Genomic DNA, 23,802 nt, shown 5'->3' with positions numbered 1-23,802 from the left:
CCGCAAAGAGGCCGGTGAGCGCGCGTTCGGCCGTCATTGGTGCGGAGAAACGGAAAAAATGGCCACTCGGTCGCCCATCCTCGATCCGGCGAGCCTGCGCATCCTCGAGCGCCTTCAGCAGAACAGCGAGATCAGCACGTCGGACTTGGCCGAATCCGTCGGCCTCTCGACCTCGCCGTGCTGGCGGCGGGTGAACGACCTGAAGGCGGCGGGCGTCATTCGCGGCTGCGTCGCGGTGGTCGATCCGCTGAGTGTCGGCCTGCCCGTGAACGTGTTCGTGCATGTCTCGCTGGAGAAGCAGACCCAGGCCGCGTTGCAAGCCTTCGACGAGGCCGTCCGGTCCCGCCCGGAGGTGATGGAATGCTACCTGATGAGCGGCGAGGCCGATTACCTGCTGCGCGTCGTGCTGGAGGACTTGAGCCAGTACCAGCAACTGGTGCTCGACCATCTCACCCGCATCCCGGGGGTGGCGAGCATCCGCTCCAGCTTCGCCCTCGGCCAAGTGAAGTACACGACCGCCCTGCCGCTCGGGCACCTGCAGCGATGAGCGTTTGGAAGAAGCTTCCACCTATGTGGTCATTTTCAAATGATATTGCAGTCAGAATTGGATTGAGCCGTCATAGGGCGCAAAAATACGAGAAAGTTTGCAAGCACATTTCGCGGCTGATCAGCTAATCTTCCCTCATCGCATTCAGGTCGGCCGCTGGGGCCGGAGAGGAAGTTCGCCATGTCCATGCTGTCCGGGTTCGAGCGCTATCCCCTCACCTTCGGCCCGACGCCGATCGAGCCCCTGAAGCGCCTCTCGGCCCATCTCGGCGGCGGTGTCGAGATCTATGCCAAGCGCGAGGATTGCAATTCCGGTCTCGCCTATGGCGGCAACAAGCTGCGCAAGCTCGAATACATCGTGCCGGACGCCCTGGCCTCCGGCGCCGATACGCTTGTCTCGATCGGTGGCGTGCAGTCGAACCACACCCGTATGGTCGCCGCAGTGGCCGCCAAGCTCGGCCTGAAGTGCCGCCTGATCCAGGAAGCCTGGGTGCCGCACGAGGATGCCGTCTACGACCGCGTCGGCAACATCCTCCTGTCGCGCTTGATGGGCGCAGAGGCGCAGCTCGTCGATGACGGGTTCGACATCGGCATCCGCGATAGCTGGAAGCGCGCCCTGGCCGAAGTCGAGGCCGAGGGCGGCAAGCCCTACGCGATCCCCGCCGGTGCCTCGGTGCACAAGTTCGGCGGCCTGGGCTATGTCGGCTTCGCCGAGGAAGTGCGCGCCCAGGAGAAGGAGATGGGCGTGCATTTCGACTACATCGTCGTCTGCACCGTCACCGGTTCGACCCATGCCGGCATGGTCGTGGGCTTCGGCGCCGATGGGCGCGCCCGCAACGTCATCGGCATCGACGCCTCCTGCACCCCGGCTCAGACCAAGGCCCAAGTGCTCTCGATTGCCCGGAACACCGCCGAGCTGATCGGCGCGGCCTCCGTCGCGGACGAGGACGTGGTCATCAACGAAGACTACGCCTACCCGGTCTACGGCGTGCCCTCGAAGGAGACCGTCGAGGCGATCCGCCTTTCGGCCCGGCTGGAAGGCATGATCACCGACCCGGTCTACGAGGGTAAGTCGATGCAGGGCATGATCGATCTCGTGAAGAAGGGCTTCTTCCCCAAGGGCTCGAAGGTGCTCTACGCCCATCTCGGCGGCGCCCCGGCGCTCAACGGCTACAGCTACACCTTCCGCAACGGCTGATCCGCTCAGAAGGCGAGGGGGGCGTTATCGACGACCTCCTTCATCACGAAGAAGGTTCGCGTCTGACGGACGCCGGGCAGGCGGATCAGCGTGTCGCTGTGAAGCCGGTTGAAATCGGCCATGTCGCGGACGCGGACCTTCAGGAAGTAGTCGAAATCCCCCGCCACGAGGTGGCAATCCAGCACGGTCGGCAGGCCGGACACCGCCTGCTCGAACGCCTCGAAGCTCTCGGGCGTCGACCGATCCAGCACCACGCCCACGATCACGAGGGAGCCCCGTCCGATCTTCTCCGGGGCGATCTCGGCCCGCACGCCACGAATGTAGCCCGCCTCGAACAGGCGCTGCGTCCGGCGGTGGCAGGTGGCGGCGCTGGTATTCACCCGTACGGCGAGATCCGCGTTAGCGAGACGGCCATCCGCCTGCAGCAGCCGCAGGATCTTCACATCCATGCGGTCGAGCTCGTCGGGAATGGAAGTCTCTTTCATCATCTGCCTGCCGAAAGGAAGCGATCTGCAAGGAAGGCCATAGCCCCGCAAGGGTGGCCCCGTCCTTCCCAGCTTGGCAAGCGTCGTGCCCGGATGGCGAGGCGCAATTCGCCCATAGGTTGTATTTGCTCCGGATCGCTTAGCGGAAGAGGTTGGTTGTCCAAGGTGCGTGGCCCCTGAAGCCGGGTGCCGAGGACAAGAGGCTTACCCGCGAGGCCCGGATGAACTCCGACAAGGCGAACGACGCGCTGATCCGGCGCAACGCCGAACTCGAAGCGGACAATGCCCGCCTTCGCCTGCTTCTCGATCGCCGTGACACACCGGCCGAGTTGCGCCACCGTCTGCGCACGACCCTCGGCCTCGTGCGAGACGTCATCCAGCGTTCCGCCGAGGCGCGCGAGGAGGCCTCCGATTACGCGGCCCATCTCCGCGACCGGCTCGACGCCATCGTGCGCATGCATGTCGCCATCGACCATACAGGGGATGTGAGCCTGCACGCGGCCATCGCCGAGGAATTGCTGACCTATACCCTCCAGGAGGGGGACCGCCTGCTCCTGAGCGGACCAGCGATCCGGCTACGCCCCCGAGCTGCGCAGATCTTCGGATTGGCCATTCACGAATTGGCGGTCAACGCGGTCGAGTTCGGGGCAGCGACGAATCCGACGGGCCGGATCGAGGTCTCCTGGCGCGTCGAGGCGGAGGGGGCGGAGCCGACCCTGTTCCTGACATGGAAGGAATCCTCGCGGGCCATCCTCGCCACGCCGGTCCGGCACGGCTTCGGTACGGAGGTGCTGACCCAGATGGTCGGGCACGATCTCGGCGGGCGGACGACCCTTGTGTTCGAGCCGGATGGATTGTGCTGGACGTTGTGCTGCCCGTTCTCGTCCCGGGTCGGAAACCTCGTGCCGGACGAGGGCGAGGGAGGGGCCAACGGGGAGTGAGGTCTCACCCCGCCTGCGGGAAGAGCGCGCGGGCGGCCAGCGCCGGGTCCACCGGCTTACGCAGCAACGGAATGGCCGCATGCCGTGCGGGGATCACATCGGGGTCGTAGCCCGTTGCGAAGGCGAAGGGGATGCCCCGTGCGGCCAGGGTGTCGGCGACGGGGAAGACCATCTCACCCAGCAGGTTCACGTCGAGGATGGCCGCATCGATCGCGGCGTCCCCGTCGAGGAGCGTTAGCGCTGCGGCGACGCTGGAGGCGGGGCCGACCACCGTGGCGCCGCTCTCCTCCAGTGCCTTCAGCAGGCGCCGCATCACGAAATACTCGTCCTCGACCAAGAGGATGGCGCGGGCAGCGAGACGCATCGCGTCCATCAGGACGTCTCCTCCTTGCCGACCTGATCCAGGGGGAGGGCGATCGTGCAGCGCACCTCCGCCTCGTCCAGCCAGTAATCCGTGCGTGCACCCAGGGCAAAGGGCAGGGCTTGCTCGATCAGTTCCCGGCCGTAGCCGCTGCGGCTCGCGCGCCCGCCCGCCCCCCGCTCCGGATCGAGGCCCGTCTCCATCCAGACCAGCGAAAGCCAAGTCCGGCCCCCGGATTGCACGATCTCCCAGGTCACGCTCAGGTGCCCCCGGTCGTTGGCGAGTGCTCCGTATTTCCGGGCATTGGTCGCGAGTTCGTGGATGGCAAGCGCGATGGTCTGGACCACGCCGCTGCGCAGCCGGATCCGCGGCCCCTCGATCCGCACCCCCTTGCCCGACAGGGGCGCGCCGAGGGCGTCGAGTTCGCGCCCTACGATGTCGCCGATGGAGACGCTCTCCGCATCCGAGTTCGCGAGCAGATCTTGTACGCGCGCCAGGGCGACCAACCGGTCATTGAATTGATCGATGAAGCGCTCGTTCGGGCCGGTGTGATCGAAAGTCTGGCGCGCGATGCCGTCCACCACCGCGATCAGGTTGCGGGTCCGATGCTGCAATTCGTGGACGAGGATCTGCTGGCGATCCTGCATGGAGCGCAGGTCGTCCACATCGCTGGAGGTGCCGAGCCATTCGACGATGCGACCGCTCGCGTCGCGGACCGGCGTGGCGCGTGTCTGGAACCAGCGATAGCGGCCTTCCCTCGCGGACAGGAGGCGGCTGTCCATCTTCAATTGCCCGAGACCCTTGGCACCTTGCCAAAAGTCCAGGGCCGCATCGCGGTCGTCGGGATGGAGCGCGACGAGCCAGCCGAAGCCGAGGCTCTCCCCATGGGATTGCCCCGTGAATTCCTGCCATTGTCGGCTCGACCAGGTCCAGGCGCCGTCCGCCGCCGCGCGCCAGACGAGTTGCGGAATGCCCTCCAGCAGGACGCGGTGCCGCTCCTCGCTCTCGCGCAACGCGAGTTCGGCGCGCTTACGGGCGGTGATATCCTCGTACAGCACGGTGAGGCGGTCGTGCCCGCGCGGGTAGATGAAGACTTCGAACCAGCGGCCGAGGGCAGCGAACTCGTACTCGATCTGCTCGGGCCGCCCGAGCCGGAGGGACCGGTCGAGCGCCTCGTACCAGCGGGCATCAAGGGAGGGGAACAACTCGTGGGCGGTGCTGCCCTTCGCCTGTGCGACCGCCACCCCGAACAGCCGCTCGAAGGCGGGGTTCAGTTCGAGGAAGATCTGATCGAAGGCCCGGCCCTTCGCATCGCGGACGAGGCCAAGATCGCAATAGCCCTGGCCCATGTTCTGGAATAGCGAGCGGTAGCGTTCGTCATCCTCCCGCGCGGCCGCATCGCGGGCCTCCCGCGCGCGCAGCGCCGCCTCTGCCGCAACGAGGCGACGACGGAGCCCGTCTATGCTGTCGGCATCGTCCATAGGCCCTTCAACGCCGCTCGAAGGATCGCAGCACCATGTCCTCGCCACTCCCCCATGGATATGACGTCGGCGCGATGTGGGCAGGGCGAGTATCCCGGTCAGCGGCAAGGCTCTCCCGGACAGCGTTGCATTTTGCGCGTGCGCCGTAGCGCGACCGAACGTCTCCACCGAGGGGCCGGGGCGTTGCCAAGGGGCGGATCGGCTGTCACTGCCGAGGTGTGAGGGACAGCGCGGGAATGGTCATGACGCTTGCCGACCCTGTCGCCCGCGCTGCCGAGGCGGCGCGCCGCCAAGCCCAGCGCTTTCCGGGGGCCATCGCCAAGGACGCGCTGCCCTGGGCGGTGATCGAGGCCTACGATGCCGACGTTCGCCTGTATCTCGAACGCGACCCGCGTATCGAGGACGAGCGCGACCGCGTGCTGATCGCCGCGGTGGAGCTCGCAGAAACGCCTCCCGACGACGAGGAGGACATTACCGCCGCCCGCGCCCACCTCGTGGATGCGATCGACTATTTGGAGCAGGCGGTGCTGCGCTTCGGACGCCCGAACCGTCAGGCGATCAAGATCGGGCTCGGTCCGATCGAGCGGTAACTGCAACTGCAACGTGCGATTAACCGGTGCGTGCCTAACTCGCAGCTTCGTGGCTGGCGTGAGACGAGTCCGTGCAAGTCGAGAAGCCCGCGCCCCGGCCTTCGGCCCGCACGCTCTCCCTGACCGAGATGGTCCTGCTGGCGCTGGTCGTGTCGGTGTGCATCTACCCGGCCTTCGCGCCGTTCAACGGCTCCAAGCCCACCGGCTTCACGCGAGACGCCGCGAACCAACCCGATCGCCATGCGCGCTGAGCGGCTGTCGCCCGGCACCTGCACGTGGTGCCTGATCGGCGCGATCATCCTCGTGACCCTCGTCTGGATGCGCGTGGCAGGGCTGAACTTCGCCTGGGACAGCGCCGCCCTCACTGTCGGCGCCTGCGCCGGGCTTGCGGTGCTCGCGGCCTTCTACCGGACGTGGCGACCCGAGCCGCGCATCGCCGACACCCTGACCGCGCTCGCGCAGGTCATCGCCTTCGGGGCCTGCGCGGCGCCCCTGTCCTACGCGGTCGCCGCAACGGGCGGGGCACTCTGGGATTCGACCTTCTATGGCTGGGATCAGGCCCTCGGCCTGGATTGGCGGACCTATCTCGGCTGGGTCGATGCGCATCCGAAGCTCGGCTTCGCGATGACCCTCGCCTATCGCAGCCTGATGGCGCAGATGATGCTCGTCGTCATCCTGCTCGGGTTCGTGGGCCGACTGGCCGTCCTCCGGCAATTCGTTCTCGCCTTCTGCCTGTCCGGGACGGTCACGATCCTGATCTCGGGACTGACCCCGGCCATGGCGAATTTCGTGTACCTGCATCTCAAGCCGGAGGATTTCTCGCACCTCCAGCCCGCCGCCGCCTATGCCCATGTGGCGCATCTCGCGGGCCTGCGCGACGGTTCGTTCCACACGATCTCCCTCGACACGCTGGAAGGTATCATCACCTTCCCGAGCTTCCACGCGACGCTCGGTGCCCTGTTCCTCTGGGCCTTCTGGAGCCTTCGCTGGGCACGTCTGCCCGCCCTGGTCCTCAACGGGCTGCTCGTTGCCTCTACGCCAATCGATGGCGGCCATTATTTCGTGGACGTCATCGCCGGGCTCGCCATCGCGGTCGTCGCGATCCTGGCCGCACGCTGGTTTGCCCGCGGCCCGGTGACGGCGCCCCTGCAGGACGTGCCGAGCTCGGTCCCCGCCGCCGAAGTGGGCAACGCGCGACTTTTTGCGCAGTGATGCTTCCGAGGGCATTTGTGCGCTTGCCTCATCACTAGGCAATCTGCTTGAGAGCGGGGCAGTTCACTCGAAGGTTTTTCGAATGCTGCCCATTCTCGCGCGGGTCGTGCCCGGCGTCACGCTGCTTACCTTGTCCGCCACGCCCAGCCTCGCCGCTCCGGCTGCGCCCGATACCGGCAGCACGGCCTGGATCCTGACCTCCTCGGCACTCGTGCTGTTCATGACGCTGCCGGGCCTCGCCCTGTTCTATGGCGGGCTGGTCCATGCGCGGAACGTGCTCTCGGTGCTGATGCAGTGCTTCGCGATCTGCTGCATCGTCTCGGTGCTCTGGGCCGTCTGCGGCTACAGCCTCGTCTTCGATGGCGACGGGGCCTGGCTTGGGGGGCTGGGAAAGGCGTTCCTGGCCCATCTCGATCCGGTTCGCCCGGCGACCGTTCTGCCGGAGACCGTCTTCGCGCTCTACCAGATGACCTTCGCGGTCATCACGCCCGCGCTCATCATCGGCGCCTTCCCCGAGCGGGTGGCCTTCCCCTTCGTCGCCCTGTTCTCGGCCCTGTGGATGCTCGTCGTATACGTGCCGGTGGCGCATTGGATCTGGGGCGGCGGCTGGCTCGCCGCCCTGGGCACGATGGATTTCGCGGGCGGCATCGTGGTCCACACCACGGCGGGCGTCTCGGCCTTGCTTCTGGCCCTCATGGTCGGCCGTCGCCGGGGCTTCCCTCGACGCTTCAGCCGCCGCACAGCCCCGGCATGACGATGATGGGCGCCGGCATGCTCTGGGTCGGCTGGTTCGGCTTCAACGGCGGCAGCGCGCTGGCGGCGGATGCGAGCGCGGGCAACGCCATCCTCGTCACGCATCTCTCGGCTTCCGCGGGCGCCCTGGCCTGGACGGCGGCCGAATGGGTGAAGATCCGCAAGCCGACCTCCATCGGCATCGTCACGGGCTGCGTGGCGGGCCTCGCCACCATCACCCCGGCGGCGGGCTACGTCTCACCGGCGGCGGCTCTGCTCATCGGCCTCGCGGGCGGGCTCGTGTGCTTCTTCGTGACCCTGTTCGTGAAGCACCGCCTCGTCATCGACGATTCGCTGGACGTGTTCGCCGTTCACGGAGTCGGCGGCATCCTCGGCTCGCTGCTGCTGGCGGTCTTCGTCCCGGCCGGTCTCGGCGGTGTCGGCCTCGCGGAAGGCCGCACCGTGCTCGACCAGTTGGGCGTGCAGGTGCTGGCCGTCGTGGTGGTGGCCCTGTGGTCGGGCGTCGCCACCTACGGTCTCGGCCGGGCGCTCGGCCTCGTGACGCCGCTGCGGGTCGATCAGGAGGCCGAGCATGACGGGCTCGACCTCGCGAGCCACGGCGAACGCGCCTACGAGTTCACCGCCTAGAGCATTTTCCGCTGAAGGGGACGCCGGTTCGGCGCAAGAAAATGCTCTAGTACGTGGCACGCCCACCGGAGACGTCGAACACGGCTCCGGTGGAGAACGAGGCCTCCTCGCTGGCGAGCCAGCAGATCAGCGAGGATACCTCCTCGATGCCCCCGAACCGGCCCATCGGGATCTTCGACAGCATGAAGGCGATGTGCTCGTCGCTCATCTGGTCGAAGATCGCCGTGCGCACGGCCGCCGGGGTCACGCAGTTCACGCGGATCCCGGTCCCGGCGAGTTCCTTGCCGAGTGACTTGGTGAAGCCGATCACCCCCGCCTTGGAGGCCGAGTAGGCGGAGGCGTTGGGGTTGCCCTCCTTGCCCGCGATGGAGGCGACGTTGACGATGCGGCCATAGCCGCCCTGCTCCATGGCGGGGACGGCCGCTTGGTTGCAGTAGAACAGGCCGGTCAGGTTCACGTCGATGACCCGGCGCCACGCCTCCGCGGAATAGTCCTTCACGGGTCCGTTCGGCCCGGTGATCCCGGCGCTGCACACCATCACGTCGAGTCCGCCGAGCGCGGCGAGGCTTCCCGCCATCGCCCGGCCCACGGCCTCGGCATCGGTGATGTCGAGGGCCTGGACGTCGGCGGCGCCGATCGCGGCCTGAGCCGAGGCCAGGGCCCCGGCATTCATGTCCCACAGGCTCACCCGGGCGCCCTCGTCCGTCAGGCGGGTGGCGACGGCGAGGCCGATGCCCGCCGCCCCCCGGTGACGATGGCCCGGCGCCCGGCGAAGCGGTTCGCGAAGGTCATGGCTCAGCCCTCCCGCCGCTGCCAGGCGAGCACGTCCTGACGCTGCTGCCCGAGCTTCTCGATGCCGAGCGTCATCACGTCGCCGGGCTTCAGGTAGACCGGCTGGGGCTTCACACCCATGCCGACGCCGGGGGGTACCGGTGGTGATCACGTCGCCCGGCATCAGTGTCATGAAGCGGCTCACGTAGCTGACGATGTGCGCGCAGGTGAAGATCATCGTCCGGGTGTTCCCGGTCTGCATCCGCTTGCCGTTCACGTCGAGCCAGAGGTCGAGGGCCTGCGGATCGCCGACCTCGTCGGCGGTGACGAGCCACGGGCCGACCGGCCCGAACGTGTCGCAACCCTTGCCCTTGTCCCAGGTGCCGCCGCGCTCGATCTGGTATTCGCGCTCGCTCACATCGTTGACGAGGCAGTAGCCCGCGACATGCGCCAGCGCGTCCGCCTCCTCGATGTAGCTCGCGCGGCGGCCGATCACGATGCCGAGCTCGACCTCCCAATCGCCCTTCACGGAATCCTTGGGCAGCATCACGGGATCGTTCGGGCCGTTCAGCGACGAGATCGCCTTGGTGAACACCACCGGCTCGGAGGGGATCGGCAGGTTCGATTCGGCGGCGTGGTCGGCGTAGTTCAGTCCGATGGCGATGAACTTGCCGATCCCCGCCACGGGCACGCCGAGACGGGGCTCACCCTGGACGATGGGCAGGCTCTCCGGCGCCAGGGCTGCGAGCCGCGCCAGCGCTTCGGCCCCGAGGCAATGGCCGTCGATGTCGGAGACATGGCCGGACAGGTCGCGGATGCGCCCCTCGCTGTCGAGCAGGCCGGGCTTTTCGTGGCCCGCCGGGCCGTAGCGCAGAAGCTTCATCGTTCGTCCCTCCCTTGAACAACAGATAATCCCATATTATGGGATTGATTGTTTGTATGTGGGACGATAATGGCGGGGTGAACACGGCGCAATGGCGAAATCCGTTTCCGGCAGCCAGACTCTGCTACGCGGGCTCGACGTGCTCGAAGCGGTGGCGGCAGGCGCGCGGGACTTGCCCGCCCTGTCTGCGGCGCTGGGCACCACACGCTCGACCACGCATCGGCTCGCCGCCGCCCTCGTAGAGCGACGCTATCTCACCTTCGTCCCCCGGGAGGGGTACGGCCTCGGCCCGAAGCTGATGGGCTCGGCTTCCGCGCGCAATCGACGATGGCGGTGCCACAGGTGGCGCGGCCTCACCTCGAACGCTTGGCGGAGACCTGCGAGGACACAATCCATCTCGGCATCCTCGACGGCGAATCGGCGCTCTACCTCGACAAGATTCCCGGGCGGCGGCGGGTCGAGATCAGTTCGCGGGTCGGCGAGCGCCAACCGGTCTGGTCGACGGGGCTCGGCAAGGCGCTGATCCTCGATCTCAGCGAGGCGCGCTGGCGTGACTTCTACCGGGTTGGCGAGGCGCGCGGGGCGCATCCGCCGCGCGACCTCGACACGTGGCTCTCGCGGATGCGCGACTATGCAAGCCGGGGCGTCGCCTTCGACCACGAGGAGAACGAGCCTGAGGTGCGCTGCGTCGCGGCGCCCATCCGCGATGCTTCGGGCGCCATCGTGGCCGGGCTCAGCGTGTCCAGTACGGCGCAGTACATGGATGCCGCGCGGATGGAACAGCTTACCGATGAGGTGCGCGCCACTGCCCTCACGATCAGCCGGGCGCTCGGCTGGTCGGGGTGAGGGGTCAGTGCCCGGCGGGCTCGTGGATCGGGCAGCCGTTGCAGCGTATCTTCGTCCACCGCTTGCTAGCGGTAATCGGTCGGCACCAAGCCGTAGCGGGCAATCTTGTCGTAGAGTGTCTTACGCGGGGCGCCCAGGGCCTCGGCGGCGAGGCGCACGTCCCCGCCCGCGACGATCAGCTCGTCGCGGATCAGGTCACGCTCGAACCGCTCGACCCGCTCGGCCAGCGTCGGGGTCGGTGCGGGTTCGGCCGCCTTGTCCTCCGGCGCGAAGCCGAGGGCGCAGCGTTCCGCGAAATGGCCGAGTTCACGCACGTTGCCCGGCCAGCTATGGCGCTGGAGATGGTCGCGCACCGCCCGCGTGACCGGCGGCGCCTCGCGGCCGAAGCGGGTGGCGGCCTTGGCGAGGAAGTGCTGGAACAGCAGCGTCACGTCCTCCCGCCGGTCGCGCAGCGGGGGATCGCCACCGTGATGACGTTCAGGCGATGGTAGAGGTCATCGCGAAACGTGCCCTGCGCGGCCTCCAGGCCGAGATCGACCTTGGTGGCGGCCACGACGCGCATGTCGATGGGCCGGACCTCATTGGTGCCGAGCGGTTCCACCGTCCGCTCCTGCAGGACGCGCAGCAGCTTCACCTGAAGCGGCAGCGGCATGCTCTCGATCTCGTCGAGGAACAGGGTGCCACCCTGCGCGTGCTCGATCCGCCCGATCCGGCGCTTGAGGGCCCCGGTGAAGGCGCCCGCCTCGTGGCCGAACAGCTCGCTCTCCACCACGCTGTCGGGCAGGGCCCCGCAATTCATCGCAACGAAGTTGCGCTCGGCCCGGCGGCTCCAGCGGTGCAGGGCGCTGGCCACCACTTCCTTGCCGGAGCCGGTCTCGCCCAGCACCAGCACGTCGACATCCGCCGCCGCCACGTCACGCACGAGGCGGCGCAGCCGGACCATCTCGGGCGAGACGCCGAGGAAGGCGGGGTCCTCATCAAGGGCCGCGTCGAGGCTGGCGCGCAGACGCCGGTTCTCCACCACGAGCTTGCGCCGCTCCAAGGCCCGGCGCACGGAGGCGACCAGGGCGTCGGCCGGGTACGGCTTGGCCAGGAAATCCACCGCCCCGCCCCGGAGCGCGGCCACCGCCATGGAGATGTCCCCGTGGCCGGTGATGAGGATCACCGGCAGATCCGGGTCGATCCGGTGCAGCCGCTCCAGCAGGGTGCGTCCGTCCGCTCCGGGCAGGCGCACATCGCTCACCACCACGCCCGGCGCTTCCTCGAGGATCGCGGACAGTGCCGATTCCGCATCCCCGAAGGTCTCGACAACGAGCCCGTCGAGTTCCAGGCTCTGCCGATTGGCCCGGCGCACATCCTCCTCGTCGTCGATGAAGACGACGCGCTCCGCTGCATCCCCGCTCATGCGCTCGCCTCCGTCTCCCTTGGGCGGCCCTCGGTCCTGTCCGCAGGCACCAGTTCTACCCGGAACACCGTGCCGCCGCTGGGGGCGTCTCGCACGCTCAGCGTGCCGCCGCACTCCTCGATGATGCCGCGGCTGATGGCGAGGCCGAGGCCGAGCCCATCCGCCTTCGTGGTGAAGAACGGCTCGAAGATCTGCCCCCGCGCGGCCTCGGGGATGCCCGGCCCGTCGTCGCGCACCTCAATGGCGACGCGCTCGGCCTCCGGGGTCACCGATACATCGACATGGCGGCTCGGGCGCCCGGCCACCGCATCGAGGGCGTTCTGCACGAGGTTCACGAGCACCTGTTCCAGCCGGGAGGCATCGCCGATCACCGCGAGGCCGGGGGCCTGCGAGACGGTCAGCGGCGTGCCGTCCGCCTCGGCCCGCGCGGTCGCCACTTCGAGCGCCCCGCGCAACAGGGCGGCGACCTCCACCGGCTCGCGGCGGCCGGAGGCGCGGCGGGCGAAGCCCTTCAACTGCCGGGTAAGGCCGCCGATCCGGTCGGTGAGACGACCGATCGCGGCGACGTTCTCCACGGCGTCCTGCACACGTCCGCGCTCCATCAGCTTGCCGGTGTTGTCGGCATAGGAGCGGATCGCGGCGAGCGGCTGGTTGATCTCGTGCGCCATGCTCGCGGCGAACTGGCCGAGGGCGGCGAGCCGACCGGCCTGGGCGAGTTCCCGGCCGAGCCGCTCGCGCTCGGCCATCTCGTCGCGCAGCCTGTCATTGGCGGCGCTGAGGGCACGGGTGCGCTCGGCCACCCGCTCCTCCAATTCGGCGCGCCGCGTCGCGGCCTCGGCGAGGCGGTTGCGCATCCGGGCGCGGCGGGCGAGCCAGACCGTGAGGCCGAATCCGGCAAGTCCCGTGGCCAGCACCGCGATCACTTGCGCCTGAGCCCGCTCCCGCGCCACCGCCTTGGTGATCGGCGTCAGGCTGTGAATGCGCCAATCCGTGTCCCCGACGGGGGCATCGCGCACCACGGCGAGCCGCGCGGGTTCGGCGCCACGGCCGACGCGTACCAGCCCATCCTGCGCGGGGTGGAGGGGAAGCGCGGTGAGCGGGACGTCGCCGAATTCCTGCCCCTCGCGGATCTGCGCCTGGGCCTCGTCGTCGAGGGGGCGCAAGGTCCGCAGCCGCCAGGACGGATCGCTCGCCACCAGCACGATCCCGCGCGGATCGGTGACGAACAGGGCCTCACCCGCCGCCCGCCACGCGGCCTCCACCCCGTCGAACTCGATCTTCACCACCACGACGCCGAGCCGGTCCCCGACCCGCCGGGCGAGGTAGAAGCCCGGCCGTCCGCTCACCGTGCCGAGGGCGAATTGCGAGCCCGAGCCCTTGGCGAAGGCATCCCGGAAATACGGCCGGAATCCGTAATTGCGCCCGAGGAAGCCGCGCTCCTCGGTGGCGTTGCTCGCCGCCACGGTCAGGCCGTCGGGGCGCATCACGTAGATCACGGCCGCGCCGGTCGCCCCCGCGATCTCCTTGAGCCGTGCGCTCAGCCGCTCTGCGAGATCGGGCGGCGCGCCCTCGCGCAGCACGGCACCGATCTCGGGATCGGAGGCGAGGGCGAGCGGCAGGGAGGTCTGGCGCTGCATCTCGGCGTGCAGGGCGGCGGATTGGATCGAGAGCGTCGCGCGGGCCTGCCGGTCGAGGTCGGCGAGCGCGGATCGTTCGGCCGCCCGCCCGGCGATCCAGGCGGCGACGGCCATCGCCACGAGGCCGAGGATCAGGGCGAGGACTCGCCCCTGTCCCCCCTTCGGGCCAGGTCCGGAAAGGGCGCTCACCGAAAGGTTCCCGGTGCGGAACCCCGGAAAGCTTCGGACCCGCCCGTGCGGAATTCCAGAAGGGCGGTTTCGAACGCCGCCGAAGAAACCCAAAAAAGATAAGTCATCACAATGGTTTAAAAATTCCTTCAACCTGTCCGGGAGCTGGCACATGGGTTGCCATTCCTCAGACGTATCGCAGTCCTGCCTTTACCGCATGACTGCCGCCCCCGAGGCCAAAAGCAAGAGTGACGGCGAAACCGTCGCGCTTCGTCTCTCGCACAGGAGGAATGCCAAGATGGCAGCCGTACCGTCTCCCCTTACCGCGCCTCACCCGCCGGCCAAGCCGAAGCCGATCTACCGCACGCTGTATTTCCAAGTGCTGGTGGCCGTGGCCATCGGCATCCTGCTCGGCCATTTCTATCCGCAGCTCGGCGCGGACATGAAGCCGCTGGGCGACGCGTTCATCAAGCTCGTCAAGATGATCATCGCCCCGGTGATCTTCCTCACCGTGGTCTCCGGCATCGCGGGCATGACGAACCTCGAGAAGGTCGGCCGGGTGGGCGGCAAGGCGCTGCTCTACTTCCTCACCTTCTCGACGCTGGCCCTCATCGTCGGCCTCATCGTCGCGAACGTGCTCCAGCCGGGCAACGGCCTGCACATCGATCCCAAGTCCCTCGATCCCAAGGCGATCGCGACCTACGCCGGCAAGGCGAAGGAGCAGAGCATCGTCGAGTTCCTGATGAACATCATCCCCTCGACGGCGGTCGGCGCCTTCGCGGGCGGCGAGATCCTTCAGGTCCTGTTCTTCTCGATCCTGTTCGGTTTCGGGCTGGCCTTCCTGGGCGAGCGCGGCAAGCCGGTGCTCGACATCGTCAAGGTGCTGTCGGAAGCCATTTTCGGCGTCGTCAACATCATCATGAAAGTCGCCCCCATCGGCGCCTTCGGCGCGATGGCCTTCACCATCGGCAAGTACGGCATCGCCTCGCTCGCCAACCTCGCCTACCTCGTGGGCGCCTTCTACCTGACTTCGGCGATCTTCGTGTTCCTCGTGCTCGGCGCGGTCGCCCGGTACAACGGCTTCTCGATCGTCCGCCTCATCCGCTACATCAAGGAAGAGCTGCTCCTCGTTCTCGGCACCTCGTCGTCCGAGTCGGCGCTGCCCTCCCTGCTGGAGAAGATGGAGCGCGCGGGTTGCTCGAAGCCCGTCGTCGGCCTCGTCGTTCCCACCGGCTACTCGTTCAACCTCGACGGCACCAACATCTACATGACGATGGCGGCTTTGTTCATCGCCCAGGCGACGGACACCCCGCTCTCGCTCGGCGAGCAGGCCCTGCTGCTCCTCGTGGCGATGCTCTCCTCGAAGGGCGCTGCGGGCGTCACGGGCTCGGGCTTCATCACGCTGGCGGCGACGCTCGCGGTGGTGCCCTCGGTGCCGGTGGTCGGCATGGCGCTCATCCTCGGCATCGACCGGTTCATGTCCGAGTGCCGCGCCCTCACCAACTTCATCGGCAACGCGGTCGCCTGCATCGTCGTCGCCCGCTGGGAGGGTGAGGTCGACGAGGCCAAGCTCGCCGCCGCCTTGGGTGGCAAGCCGGTCGCCCCGGCCACGGCGCCGGTGCTGCACGCCGCCGAATAAGCGACGCCCCCTATACCTAAACCCGAGAGTTGGATCCGCCCCGGCCCCCGCCGGGGCGGATTCGTTTGTGGGGTGCCCCACCGTCATGGCTCAGAGCAGCGCTTGAGATTGTAATGTTATTACATTATGATCCTGGCCGACCCCATTGCTCATCGCCGGTTGCCCATGATCGCCCGTGATACCCGCCTGCCCGTCACCGTGCTGTCCGGCTTCCTCGGGGCCGGGAAGACCACGCTTCTCAATCATGTCCTGAACAATCGCGACGGCCGCCGCGTCGCGGTGATCGTCAACGACATGAGCGAGGTGAACATCGACGCCGACCTCGTGCGCGACGGTGGCGCAGGCCTCTCGCGGACGGATGAGCGCCTCGTGGAAATGACGAATGGCTGCATCTGCTGCACGCTGCGGGACGACCTCCTGGCCGAGGTCCGCCGCCTCTCGGAGGAGGGCCGGTTCGATTACCTCCTGATCGAGGGTACCGGCATCGCCGAGCCGCTGCCCGTCGCCTCGACCTTCTCGTTCCGCGACGAGGAGGGGCGCTGCCTCGCGGATGTTGCCCGTCTCGATACGATGGTCACGGTGATCGATGCCGTGAACCTCCTGAAGGATTACGGCTCGAACGACTTTCTCCGCCAGCGCGGCGAGACCGCGGGTGAAGAGGATACGCGCACCCTGGTCGACCTGCTGGTCGAGCAGATCGAGTTCGCGGACGTGGTGGTGATCAATAAGGCGCGGGACGTCTCTGCCGAGCAACTGGCTCTGGTGCGCGCGGTGGTGCGGGGCCTCAACGGCGATGCGCGGATCGTCGAAACGGATCACGGCCGGGCCGCCCTCGCCGACATCCTCGACACGGGGTTGTTCGATGAGGAGAAGGCGCAGCGCCATCCTCTGTGGTTCAAGGAACTCTACGGCGCGGCCGAGCATGTGCCGGAGACGGAGGAATACGGCATTACCTCCTTCGTCTACCGTGCCCGGCGGCCCTTCGATCCGGGGCTCTTCAAGGCGTTCATCGACGCGACGTGGCCGGGCCTGATCCGGGCCAAGGGGCATTTCTGGCTGGCGACGCGCCCGAACTGGGTTGGTGAGTTCTCGCTGGCCGGGGCGGTGGCACGGGTTTCGGCCATGGGCTTCTGGTGGTCGGCGGTGCCACGCCAGCGCTGGCCGGAGGAGACCGAGTTCCGCGAGCGGCTTCACACCGTCTGGAGCGAGATCTGGGGCGACCGCCGTCAGGAACTCGTCTTCATCGGAACGGGCATGGACGAGGCGGCGATCCGCTCCGCCCTGGATTCCTGTCTCGTGGAGACGGGCGCCGATCGCGCGCCGTTCGATCCGGCCCCCTACAAGGGCCTGCCGGATCCCTTCCCCGTCTGGCAGAGGGCCGCCTGAGGTGTCTCAGGCGGAGCGGCGCAGGCGTGGTCAGACGGCGAACTGCGCCGTCGTTTCCAGCATCCGCTGCACCACCGCTTCGCGGCGAGCCTGAGCGAGAACCAACCGCGCCGCCTTCCGCGCGTTCGCGGCCCGCTGCGTGGCGCCAGGGCAGCCGTCGTGCAGGGCGCGTACGGCGAGCCTACGGAACCAATTCGCGTTGGCGCGGGCGATCGCACGACGTTCGGCAAAGCCGTTCGTCACGGCCGGCACTGCCTCTGCGAGGCTCGACATGATGGTGACTCCCCATGCGCATCCCGTGCGGGCTTCGCCTGCTGCCGTCCGAATCACGGAATTACGCTATACAGAACACCTACCGCATGAACTGATGAAATGAAAGCAGCAAAATTGAACTCAGTAATCAGCATCTTTGAATTCGAAAGTGTGGTGGTGCGACCCATCCCTTCCGATCAACTTGCTTTATGAAAATGGTAAACAACCAATCCTGGAATGTGGGCCGAAACCATCGTATTGCGCCGCACATCGGAAGGTTTCTCAACTCGCACCTGCGGCCAAGCACCTATGTAACTCCTCGCTCGTTCCCCGTTATGCGCTGCAGCAACGTAAGTTAAGTTCGCTGCGTTCCCTCCTTTCGAGCCTGCATTGAAGCGATCCGGGGGCTCCTATAGCCTCGCTTGTCTCAGTTGAGGAGGAGAACGCCATGCACGTGACCATCGACCAGGCCCTCACGGCCATCCGAGCCGCCGAGGCGAAGGCGAAGGAGCTCGGCACGCAGATGTGCATCGCGGTGGTGGATTCCGGCGGTAATCTGAAGGCGTTCCACCGGATGGACGATGCCTGGGTCGGCTCCATCGACATCTCGCAGAAGAAGGCCAAGACCTCGGTGTTCTTCGGCATGATGACCGGGCAGATCGGCCGGCTCTCGCAGCCCGGCGGCCCGCTCTACGGCATCGAGCATTCGAATGACGGGCTGATCACCTTCCCCGGCGGCATCCCGATCGTGGACGAAGAGGGTGTCATGTCGGGGGCGATCGGCGTGTCCGGCTCCACCGTCGAGAACGACCATACGGTCGCCGAGGCGGGCGCCCGCGCCATCGGCCGCACGGAACTGCCCGCCCATCCCTGGCGCACCTGATCCAGCCACCGGATCGGCCCATCCCCGGCGACGGAGATGGGCCGACCCCACGGGCGGGCCGTCAGCGCGCGGGCCTGATGCGGGGCAGGAAGGCCGCGAGCAGGCCGATGGCGGGCAGGAAGGCGCAGAGGCGGTACACGAAGCCGATGCTCGTCTGGTCCGCGACCTCGCCGAGCACCGCCGCCCCGAGCCCGCCCATCCCGAACGAGAAGCCGAAGAACAGGCCGCTCACCAGCCCGACCCGGCCGGGGAGCAGTTCCTGCGCGTAGACGAGGATCGCGGGCATGGCCGAGGCCAGGATCATGCCGATCGGAATGGTGAGCGCGACCGTCACCGGCAGGCTGGCATAGGGCAGGGCGAGGGTGAAGGGCAGCACGCCCAGGATCGAGCCCCAGATCACCGCCTTGCGGCCGATCCGGTCGCCCACCGGTCCGCCGACCAGGGTGCCGGTCGCCACGGAGCCGAGGAACACGAACAGGCATAGCTGCGAGGTCTGCACCGACACGTGGAAGCGGTCGATCAGATAGAATGTGTAGTACGAGCTGAAGCTCGCCATGTAGAAGAACTTCGAGAAGATCAGCACGATCAGGATGCCGATCGTGGCGGCGATCCGCCGATGGCTGAGCCCCTGCCGGTCGACCGCCGCCTTCGCGATCCGCTTCGCCGCCGCCAGACGTGCCCGATACCACGTGCCGACCCAGGCCAGGACGCCGATCCCCGCGAGGGCGGCGAGCGAAAACCAGATCACGCTGTGCTGGCCGTTCGGCACCACGATGAAGGCCGCGAGCAGCGGGCCGAGGGCTTGGCCGGTATTGCCGCCCACCTGGAACACCGACTGCGCCAGCCCGTAGCGCCCGCCGGAGGCCGCCCGCGCCATGCGCGAGGATTCCGGGTGGAAGACCGACGAGCCCATGCCCACGAGGCCCGCTGCGACGAGCAGTGCGCCGTAGGACCATGCATTCGCGAGCAGCACGATGCCGAGGAGCGAGCAGGTCATGCCCACCGTCAAGGAGAACGGGCTCGGGCGCTTGTCGGTGTAGAATCCGACCACCGGCTGCAGCAGCGACGAGGTCAATTGGAAGGTGAGGGTGATCAGGCCGATCTGCCCGAAATCCAGGCCGAAGCTGCTTTTCAGCAGCGGGTACATCGCCGGCACGAGGGACTGGATCAGGTCGTTCAGCAGGTGCGACAGACTGAGTGCCGCGAGGATGCCGTAAGTCGTCGCCTCGGCGCGAGCCTGCGGCGGCGGGACCACCGGCGAGGCCCCGTCGATCGCCGCCACCGGCGCGGCGGCCGCCAGCGCATCCTCGACCCTGTGCGCGCTCATCTCGCGTGCGTCCTTCTTCGCGTCCTCGCCCCGCCCCGGGCGCCTTATGCGCTGAAGCCGGGGTGGCTGGTACGCGATCCCGTGCAAGGCGGCGTTGCTTCGGGCAGGGGCGGGACTGCCGCATCGCACACAGGGAATGGTGCGGCGCAGTTCAAATTTTTCCGAACGCTGCGAAAATATTTTGCCGCTCTACAATCGCTCATCTGGTCGATTGGCATATTGTATCGATTATTTACTCGATTAGAACCTTGGCCCTCAGCATTCAGATCGCAGAGGAGCCTGCCTTACATGGCTATGCCAGCCGCAGATCCCACGCCGGGACCCGCCGTCCTTACAGGAGCCGGAGTGCGTGCTCCCGCCCTTGGCCGTTGGGGGCAGCTGGTCCTCGGCGTATTGTGCATGTCGATGATCGCGAACATGCAGTACGGCTGGACGCTCTTCGTCAATCCGATCAACGACAAGTTCCAGTGGGGCAAGCCCGCGATTCAGGTCGCCTTCACGATCTTCGTCCTCACCGAGACGTGGCTGGTGCCAATCGAGGGCTGGTTCGTGGACCGTTACGGCCCGAAGGTGGTCACGCTGTTCGGCGGCGCCCTGTGCGCCCTCGGCTGGACCATGAACGCCTATGCCGACTCCCTGCCCATGCTCTACGCGGCGGCGGCGGTGGGCGGCATCGGTGCGGGCGCGGTCTACGGCACCTGCGTCGGCAACGCCCTCAAGTGGTTCCCGGACCGGCGCGGCCTCGCGGCCGGGCTCACGGCGGCGGGCTTCGGTGCGGGCTCGGCCCTGACCGTCGTGCCGATCGCGGCCATGATCCGCGACAGCGGCTACGAGCACACCTTCCTCGTCTTCGGCATCGGCCAGGGCATCATCGTGATGCTCGCCTCGCTGCTGCTGATGGCCCCCGATGCGGGCTACAAGGACCGGATGCTCGCCGGGCGCCAGACCGCGAACGTCGTGACCCGCCGTCAATACGCTCCGTCGGAGATGGTGCGCACGCCGGTCTTCTGGCTGATGTACCTGATGTTCGTGCTGATGGCCGCTGGTGGCCTGATGGCGACCGCCTCGCTCGCGCCGATCGCCAAGGACTTCCATGTTGATGGCGTGCCGGTCTCGATCCTCGGCCTGACGCTGCCTGCGCTCACCTTCGCGCTCACCATCGACCGGGTGCTGAACGGCGTCACGCGGCCCTTCTTCGGCTGGGTCTCGGACCGCATCGGGCGCGAGAACACCATGGTGCTGGCCTTCGCCATCGAGGGCTTCGGCATCCTGGCGTTGGGCCTGTTCGCGCATAGCCCCTTCGCCTTCGTGCTGCTCACCGGCCTCGTGTTCTTCGCCTGGGGCGAGATCTACTCGCTGTTCCCCTCGACCTGCGCGGACACCTACGGCGACAAGCAGGCCACGGCCAATGCAGGCCTGCTCTACACCGCCAAGGGCACGGCCTCCCTGCTCCTGCCCGCCTTCCTGGCGATCCAGACGCAGACCGGGAGCTGGCAGATGGTGTTCTACGTCGCCTCGGGCATGGCGTTCCTCGCCGCCTTCCTGGCACTGTTCGTGCTGAAGCCGATGCGCGCGAAGTTCGTGGCCGCCAGCCACTGACGGGCGCCGGGACCCTGTCACAATGCGCATTCCGGCGACGAACCGGCATCCCCTTCGTCGGAATGCGCTCTAGCTGAACCGAAGCCGCCTCCGGGCGGCCCGTGATCCGAACCCCGTGCAGAAGACGATAATCTCATGAGCATCGCGATCGTCGGCGCTGGCGCCATCGGCGGCTATCTCGGCGTGAAGCTGGCCGAGGCCGGCGAAGACGTCACCTTCATCGCCCGGTCCAACGCGGAGGCCATCGCCCGCGACGGCCTCAAGCTGATCGAGGAGGACGGGACGGAGGTCCACGCCCGCAACGTCAAGGCGACGCGCTCCATGCAGGAGGCCGGGCCGCACGACCTCGTGCTGCTCACGGTGAAGGCGCATCAGGTCGGCCCCATCGCCGCCGACTTGCACCACCTGATCGGCCCCGAGACCAACGTCGTGACGATGCAGAACGGGATCCCGTGGTGGTACTTCACGGGGGGCATGGCGGCCAATACGAGGGCACGCAGATCGAGACCGCCGATCCGGGCGGTCTCATCGCGCAGCATCTCGACCCGCGCCGGGTCGTCGGTTCGGTGGTCTATCCGGCAGCCGTCCTCACCGATCCGGGCACGGTGAAGGTCATCGAAGGCAACCGCTTCGGTCTCGGCGAACTCGACGGCTCGAAGTCCGAGCGTGTGCTCGATATCTCGCAGCGTCTGACCAAGGCAGGCTTCAAGGCGCCCGTCACCTCCGACATCCGGGCCGAGATCTGGCTGAAGCTCTGGGGCAACCTCAGCTTCAACCCGATCTCCGCGCTCACCCACGCCACGCTGGAAGACATCTGCCGCTTCCCCGACACGCGGGCACTCGCCACCGAGATGATGAAGGAGGCCGAGCAGATCGCGAATACGCTCGGCATCACCTTCCGTGTCGGGATCGACCGGCGCATCGCGGGCGCCGAGAAGGTCGGCGCACACAAGACCTCGATGCTGCAGGACGTTGAGGCCGGACGCCCGATCGAACTCGAGGCTCTGGTCGGCTCGGTGATCGAGCTCGGACGCCTCGTCGGGGTGGCGACGCCCCATATCGACAGCGTCTACGCGTTGATGCGGCTCCTGGCGCAAAGCCTGGAGCGGGCGAATGGTCGCTTGGCCATCGCCTCCGCCTGACGCATTTCCCACACGACACGACATCCGAGGAGGCCGACGTGGCCGCATCCGCAACCACCCTTCGTGATCTCATCGCTGCGGGCGCGGACGAGGCGCCCGCCCTGTCGAGCCCCGGCGGCGTGCCGCTGACCTTCGCGGGCCTGCGCGCGCTCGCCGACCGCACCGTGGCCGATCTCAACGCCCGCGGCATCGGACGTGGCGAGCGGGTCGCCATCGTGCTGCCGAATGGGCCCGAAATGGCCGCTGCCTTCATCGCGGTCGCGGCGGGCACCACCTCGGCGCCGCTGAACCCGGCCTACAAGGCCGATGAGTTCGAGTTCTACCTCACCGATCTGCGGGCGAAGCTGCTGGTCGTGGCCGAGGGCAGCGAATCTCCCGCCGTCGCCGTCGCCGAGAAGCTCGGGATGGCGGTGGCCCGCCTGAAGCCGACGCCGGATCAGGGCGCGGGCAGCTTTACCCTGTCCTTCGCCGAAGAAGCGGGCGCACCCGCCTCCGAGGGTGGACTCGCGCAGGAAGGCGACGTCGCCCTGGTGCTGCACACTTCCGGCACCACCTCGCGCCCGAAGATCGTGCCGCTCAGCCAGGGCAATGTCTGCGCCTCGGCCCGCCACATCCGCACGAGCCTGGCCTTCACGCACGAGGATCGCGGCCTGAACATCATGCCGCTGTTCCACATCCATGGGCTGATCGCGGGCATCCTGGCACCGCTCTCGGCCGGTGGGCAGGTCTCCTGCACGCCGGGCTTCAACGCCCTCAAGTTCTTCGCGTGGATGGAGGAGGTGAAGCCCACTTGGTACACGGGCGTGCCGACCATGCATCAGGCGATCCTCGGCCGCGCGGGGCGCAACCGCGAGATCATCGCCGGCAGCCCGCTGCGCTTCATCCGCTCCTCCTCGGCCTCCCTGCCACCGCAGGTGCTGCGCGAACTGGAAGAGACCTTCGGAGCCCCCGTCGTCGAGGCCTACGGCATGACCGAGGCCGCCCACCAGATGGCGTGCAACCCGCTACCCCCGAAGACGAACCGCCCCGGCTCGGTCGGCCTCGCGGCAGGGCCCGAGATTGCGGTGGTCGGCTCCGACGGCGAGCCTCTGCCGACCGGCGAGACCGGCGAGATCGTCATCCGCGGTCCCAACGTGATGAAGGGCTACGAGAACAACGAGAAGGCCAATGCCGAGGCCTTCACCCGCCAGGGTTGGTTCCGCACCGGAGACCAGGGCACCCTGTCTGAGGATGGCTACCTCACCATCACCGGCCGTCTGAAGGAGATCATCAACCGCGGCGGCGAGAAGATCAGTCCGCGCGAGGTGGATGAGATCCTCCTCGATCACCCGGCCGTGCTGCAATGCGTGACCTTCGCCCTGCCGCACGACAAGCTCGGCGAGGAGGTGGCCGCCGCCATCGTCCTGCGAGAGGGCCTCGCGGCCGAGGAGAAGGAGATCCGCGGCTTCGCCTCGGAGCGGCTCGCGGCGTTCAAGGTCCCGGCCCGCATCCTCATCCTCGATGAGATTCCGCGCGGCGCCACCGGCAAGCTTCAGCGCATCGGCCTCGCCCAGAAACTCGGGCTCGCCTGATCACAAGTCGTTGACGGCCCGGCCGATCTTTCGTCTGGGATGACTGGGCCGTAACAAACAATTATCAGCTGCTCACGATTGATCGGCTGACCGGCACGA

The 23,802-nt window shown here is 67.8% G+C and carries 20 protein-coding genes and 5 pseudogenes; 16 read left to right on the top strand and 9 right to left on the bottom strand.

Features of this window, described 5'->3' with window-relative positions; translation table 11 throughout:
* Positions 1-58: 58 nt before the first annotated feature.
* Complete coding sequence (locus ACFQE0_RS04560; RefSeq protein WP_378967494.1) at positions 59-547, top strand: Lrp/AsnC family transcriptional regulator; 489 nt, start codon at positions 59-61, stop codon at positions 545-547.
* A gap of 186 nt (positions 548-733) precedes the next feature.
* On the top strand, positions 734-1,744 hold the full coding sequence (locus tag ACFQE0_RS04555) for a 1-aminocyclopropane-1-carboxylate deaminase (protein ID WP_378975265.1): 1,011 nt from the start codon (positions 734-736) through the stop codon (positions 1,742-1,744).
* A 5-nt stretch (positions 1,745-1,749) separates the two neighbouring features.
* On the opposite strand, the gene ACFQE0_RS04550 is transcribed toward ACFQE0_RS04555, so the two are convergent.
* Positions 1,750-2,229, bottom strand: coding sequence for an Lrp/AsnC family transcriptional regulator (locus ACFQE0_RS04550; protein ID WP_378975263.1), 480 nt, complete (start codon positions 2,227-2,229; stop codon positions 1,750-1,752).
* A 221-nt stretch (positions 2,230-2,450) separates the two neighbouring features.
* On the opposite strand from ACFQE0_RS04550, the gene ACFQE0_RS04545 reads away from it, so the two are divergent.
* Positions 2,451-3,170 (top strand): HWE histidine kinase domain-containing protein, encoded by a 720-nt coding sequence (locus tag ACFQE0_RS04545; protein WP_378967492.1) that lies wholly within the window; start codon positions 2,451-2,453, stop codon positions 3,168-3,170.
* Positions 3,171-3,174: 4 nt separating this feature from the next.
* On the opposite strand, the gene ACFQE0_RS04540 is transcribed toward ACFQE0_RS04545, so the two are convergent.
* Positions 3,175-3,543, bottom strand: a complete 369-nt coding sequence (locus ACFQE0_RS04540; RefSeq protein WP_378967489.1) for a response regulator — start codon at positions 3,541-3,543, stop codon at positions 3,175-3,177.
* Positions 3,543-5,012 (bottom strand): sensor histidine kinase, encoded by a 1,470-nt coding sequence (locus tag ACFQE0_RS04535; RefSeq protein WP_378967487.1) that lies wholly within the window; start codon positions 5,010-5,012, stop codon positions 3,543-3,545. The genes ACFQE0_RS04540 and ACFQE0_RS04535 overlap by 1 nt, the downstream gene beginning before the upstream one ends.
* A 236-nt stretch (positions 5,013-5,248) precedes the next feature.
* On the opposite strand from ACFQE0_RS04535, the gene ACFQE0_RS04530 reads away from it, so the two are divergent.
* The 5 genes from ACFQE0_RS04530 to ACFQE0_RS04510 all read left to right on the top strand — a co-directional run bounded on the left by ACFQE0_RS04530 (position 5,249) and on the right by ACFQE0_RS04510 (position 8,194).
* Positions 5,249-5,602 carry a hypothetical protein gene (locus ACFQE0_RS04530; RefSeq protein WP_378967485.1) on the top strand — a complete coding sequence of 118 codons (354 nt, stop codon included), beginning with the start codon at positions 5,249-5,251 and terminating at the stop codon, positions 5,600-5,602.
* Positions 5,603-5,673: 71 nt separating this feature from the next.
* On the top strand, positions 5,674-5,853 hold the full coding sequence (locus ACFQE0_RS04525) for a hypothetical protein (RefSeq protein WP_378967483.1): 180 nt from the start codon (positions 5,674-5,676) through the stop codon (positions 5,851-5,853).
* Positions 5,843-6,814: a phosphatase PAP2 family protein gene (locus ACFQE0_RS04520; protein ID WP_378967480.1), complete on the top strand. Its 972-nt coding sequence runs from the start codon at positions 5,843-5,845 to the stop codon at positions 6,812-6,814. Before ACFQE0_RS04525 ends, ACFQE0_RS04520 begins: the two co-directional genes overlap by 11 nt.
* 82 nt (positions 6,815-6,896) lie before the next feature.
* Positions 6,897-7,568 (top strand): ammonium transporter, encoded by a 672-nt coding sequence (locus tag ACFQE0_RS04515; protein WP_378967478.1) that lies wholly within the window; start codon positions 6,897-6,899, stop codon positions 7,566-7,568.
* The gene (locus ACFQE0_RS04510; protein ID WP_378967476.1) at positions 7,565-8,194 is read left to right on the top strand and encodes an ammonium transporter; all 630 of its coding nucleotides are present in this window, start codon (positions 7,565-7,567) and stop codon (positions 8,192-8,194) included. The genes ACFQE0_RS04515 and ACFQE0_RS04510 overlap by 4 nt, the downstream gene beginning before the upstream one ends.
* Before the next feature lie 46 nt (positions 8,195-8,240).
* On the opposite strand, the pseudogene ACFQE0_RS04505 reads toward ACFQE0_RS04510, so the two are convergent.
* Both ACFQE0_RS04505 and ACFQE0_RS04500 read right to left on the bottom strand, forming a co-directional pair.
* A pseudogene (locus ACFQE0_RS04505) lies at positions 8,241-8,879 on the bottom strand (SDR family oxidoreductase); the annotation flags it as partial.
* A 110-nt stretch (positions 8,880-8,989) separates the two neighbouring features.
* Positions 8,990-9,848: pseudogene (locus ACFQE0_RS04500) on the bottom strand (2,4-didehydro-3-deoxy-L-rhamnonate hydrolase).
* A 91-nt stretch (positions 9,849-9,939) separates the two neighbouring features.
* On the opposite strand from ACFQE0_RS04500, the pseudogene ACFQE0_RS04495 reads away from it, so the two are divergent.
* Positions 9,940-10,053 (top strand): annotated as a pseudogene (locus tag ACFQE0_RS04495) (hypothetical protein); the annotation flags it as partial.
* Between the two features lie 122 nt (positions 10,054-10,175).
* A complete protein-coding gene (locus ACFQE0_RS04490) occupies positions 10,176-10,694 on the top strand; it encodes an IclR family transcriptional regulator (RefSeq protein ID WP_378967474.1) in 519 nt (172 codons plus the stop codon).
* A gap of 65 nt (positions 10,695-10,759) precedes the next feature.
* Here the strand turns inward: ACFQE0_RS04490 and ACFQE0_RS04485 are convergent.
* Positions 10,760-12,099 (bottom strand): annotated as a pseudogene (locus ACFQE0_RS04485) (sigma-54-dependent transcriptional regulator).
* Positions 12,096-13,925, bottom strand: coding sequence for a sensor histidine kinase (locus ACFQE0_RS04480; RefSeq protein ID WP_378967471.1), 1,830 nt, complete (start codon positions 13,923-13,925; stop codon positions 12,096-12,098). Before ACFQE0_RS04480 ends, ACFQE0_RS04485 begins: the two are co-directional and overlap by 4 nt.
* Before the next feature lie 277 nt (positions 13,926-14,202).
* Between ACFQE0_RS04480 and ACFQE0_RS04475 the strand changes: the two genes are divergently transcribed.
* Positions 14,203-15,543, top strand: coding sequence for a dicarboxylate/amino acid:cation symporter (locus tag ACFQE0_RS04475; RefSeq protein WP_378967469.1), 1,341 nt, complete (start codon positions 14,203-14,205; stop codon positions 15,541-15,543).
* A gap of 165 nt (positions 15,544-15,708) precedes the next feature.
* Positions 15,709-16,929 carry a zinc metallochaperone GTPase ZigA gene (zigA, locus tag ACFQE0_RS04470; protein ID WP_378967467.1) on the top strand — a complete coding sequence of 407 codons (1,221 nt, stop codon included), beginning with the start codon at positions 15,709-15,711 and terminating at the stop codon, positions 16,927-16,929.
* A 30-nt stretch (positions 16,930-16,959) separates the two neighbouring features.
* On the opposite strand, the gene ACFQE0_RS04465 is transcribed toward zigA, so the two are convergent.
* Positions 16,960-17,202 (bottom strand): hypothetical protein, encoded by a 243-nt coding sequence (locus tag ACFQE0_RS04465; protein WP_378967464.1) that lies wholly within the window; start codon positions 17,200-17,202, stop codon positions 16,960-16,962.
* 427 nt (positions 17,203-17,629) lie between these two features.
* Between ACFQE0_RS04465 and ACFQE0_RS04460 the strand changes: the two genes are divergently transcribed.
* Entirely contained in the window at positions 17,630-18,064 is a 435-nt protein-coding gene (locus ACFQE0_RS04460) for a GlcG/HbpS family heme-binding protein (RefSeq protein WP_378967462.1), read from the top strand.
* A gap of 61 nt (positions 18,065-18,125) precedes the next feature.
* Here the strand turns inward: ACFQE0_RS04460 and ACFQE0_RS04455 are convergent, their stop codons facing one another.
* Positions 18,126-19,391, bottom strand: a complete 1,266-nt coding sequence (locus ACFQE0_RS04455) for an MFS transporter (RefSeq protein ID WP_378967460.1) — start codon at positions 19,389-19,391, stop codon at positions 18,126-18,128.
* Between the two features lie 288 nt (positions 19,392-19,679).
* Between ACFQE0_RS04455 and oxlT the strand changes: the two genes are divergently transcribed.
* The 3 genes and pseudogenes from oxlT to ACFQE0_RS04440 all read left to right on the top strand — a co-directional run bounded on the left by oxlT (position 19,680) and on the right by ACFQE0_RS04440 (position 23,703).
* Positions 19,680-20,990 carry an oxalate/formate MFS antiporter gene (oxlT, locus tag ACFQE0_RS04450; RefSeq protein WP_378967457.1) on the top strand — a complete coding sequence of 437 codons (1,311 nt, stop codon included), beginning with the start codon at positions 19,680-19,682 and terminating at the stop codon, positions 20,988-20,990.
* 135 nt (positions 20,991-21,125) lie between these two features.
* Positions 21,126-22,132, top strand: a pseudogene (locus ACFQE0_RS04445) (2-dehydropantoate 2-reductase).
* A 38-nt stretch (positions 22,133-22,170) separates the two neighbouring features.
* On the top strand, positions 22,171-23,703 hold the full coding sequence (locus ACFQE0_RS04440) for an acyl--CoA ligase (protein WP_378967455.1): 1,533 nt from the start codon (positions 22,171-22,173) through the stop codon (positions 23,701-23,703).
* The last annotated feature ends 99 nt before the right edge of the window (positions 23,704-23,802 follow it).

The sequence above is a fragment of the Methylobacterium komagatae genome (assembly GCF_042661665.1).
Classification (GTDB): Bacteria; Pseudomonadota; Alphaproteobacteria; order Rhizobiales; family Beijerinckiaceae; genus Methylobacterium; species Methylobacterium komagatae.
This window is presented reverse-complemented; position numbering and strand designations above follow the sequence as displayed.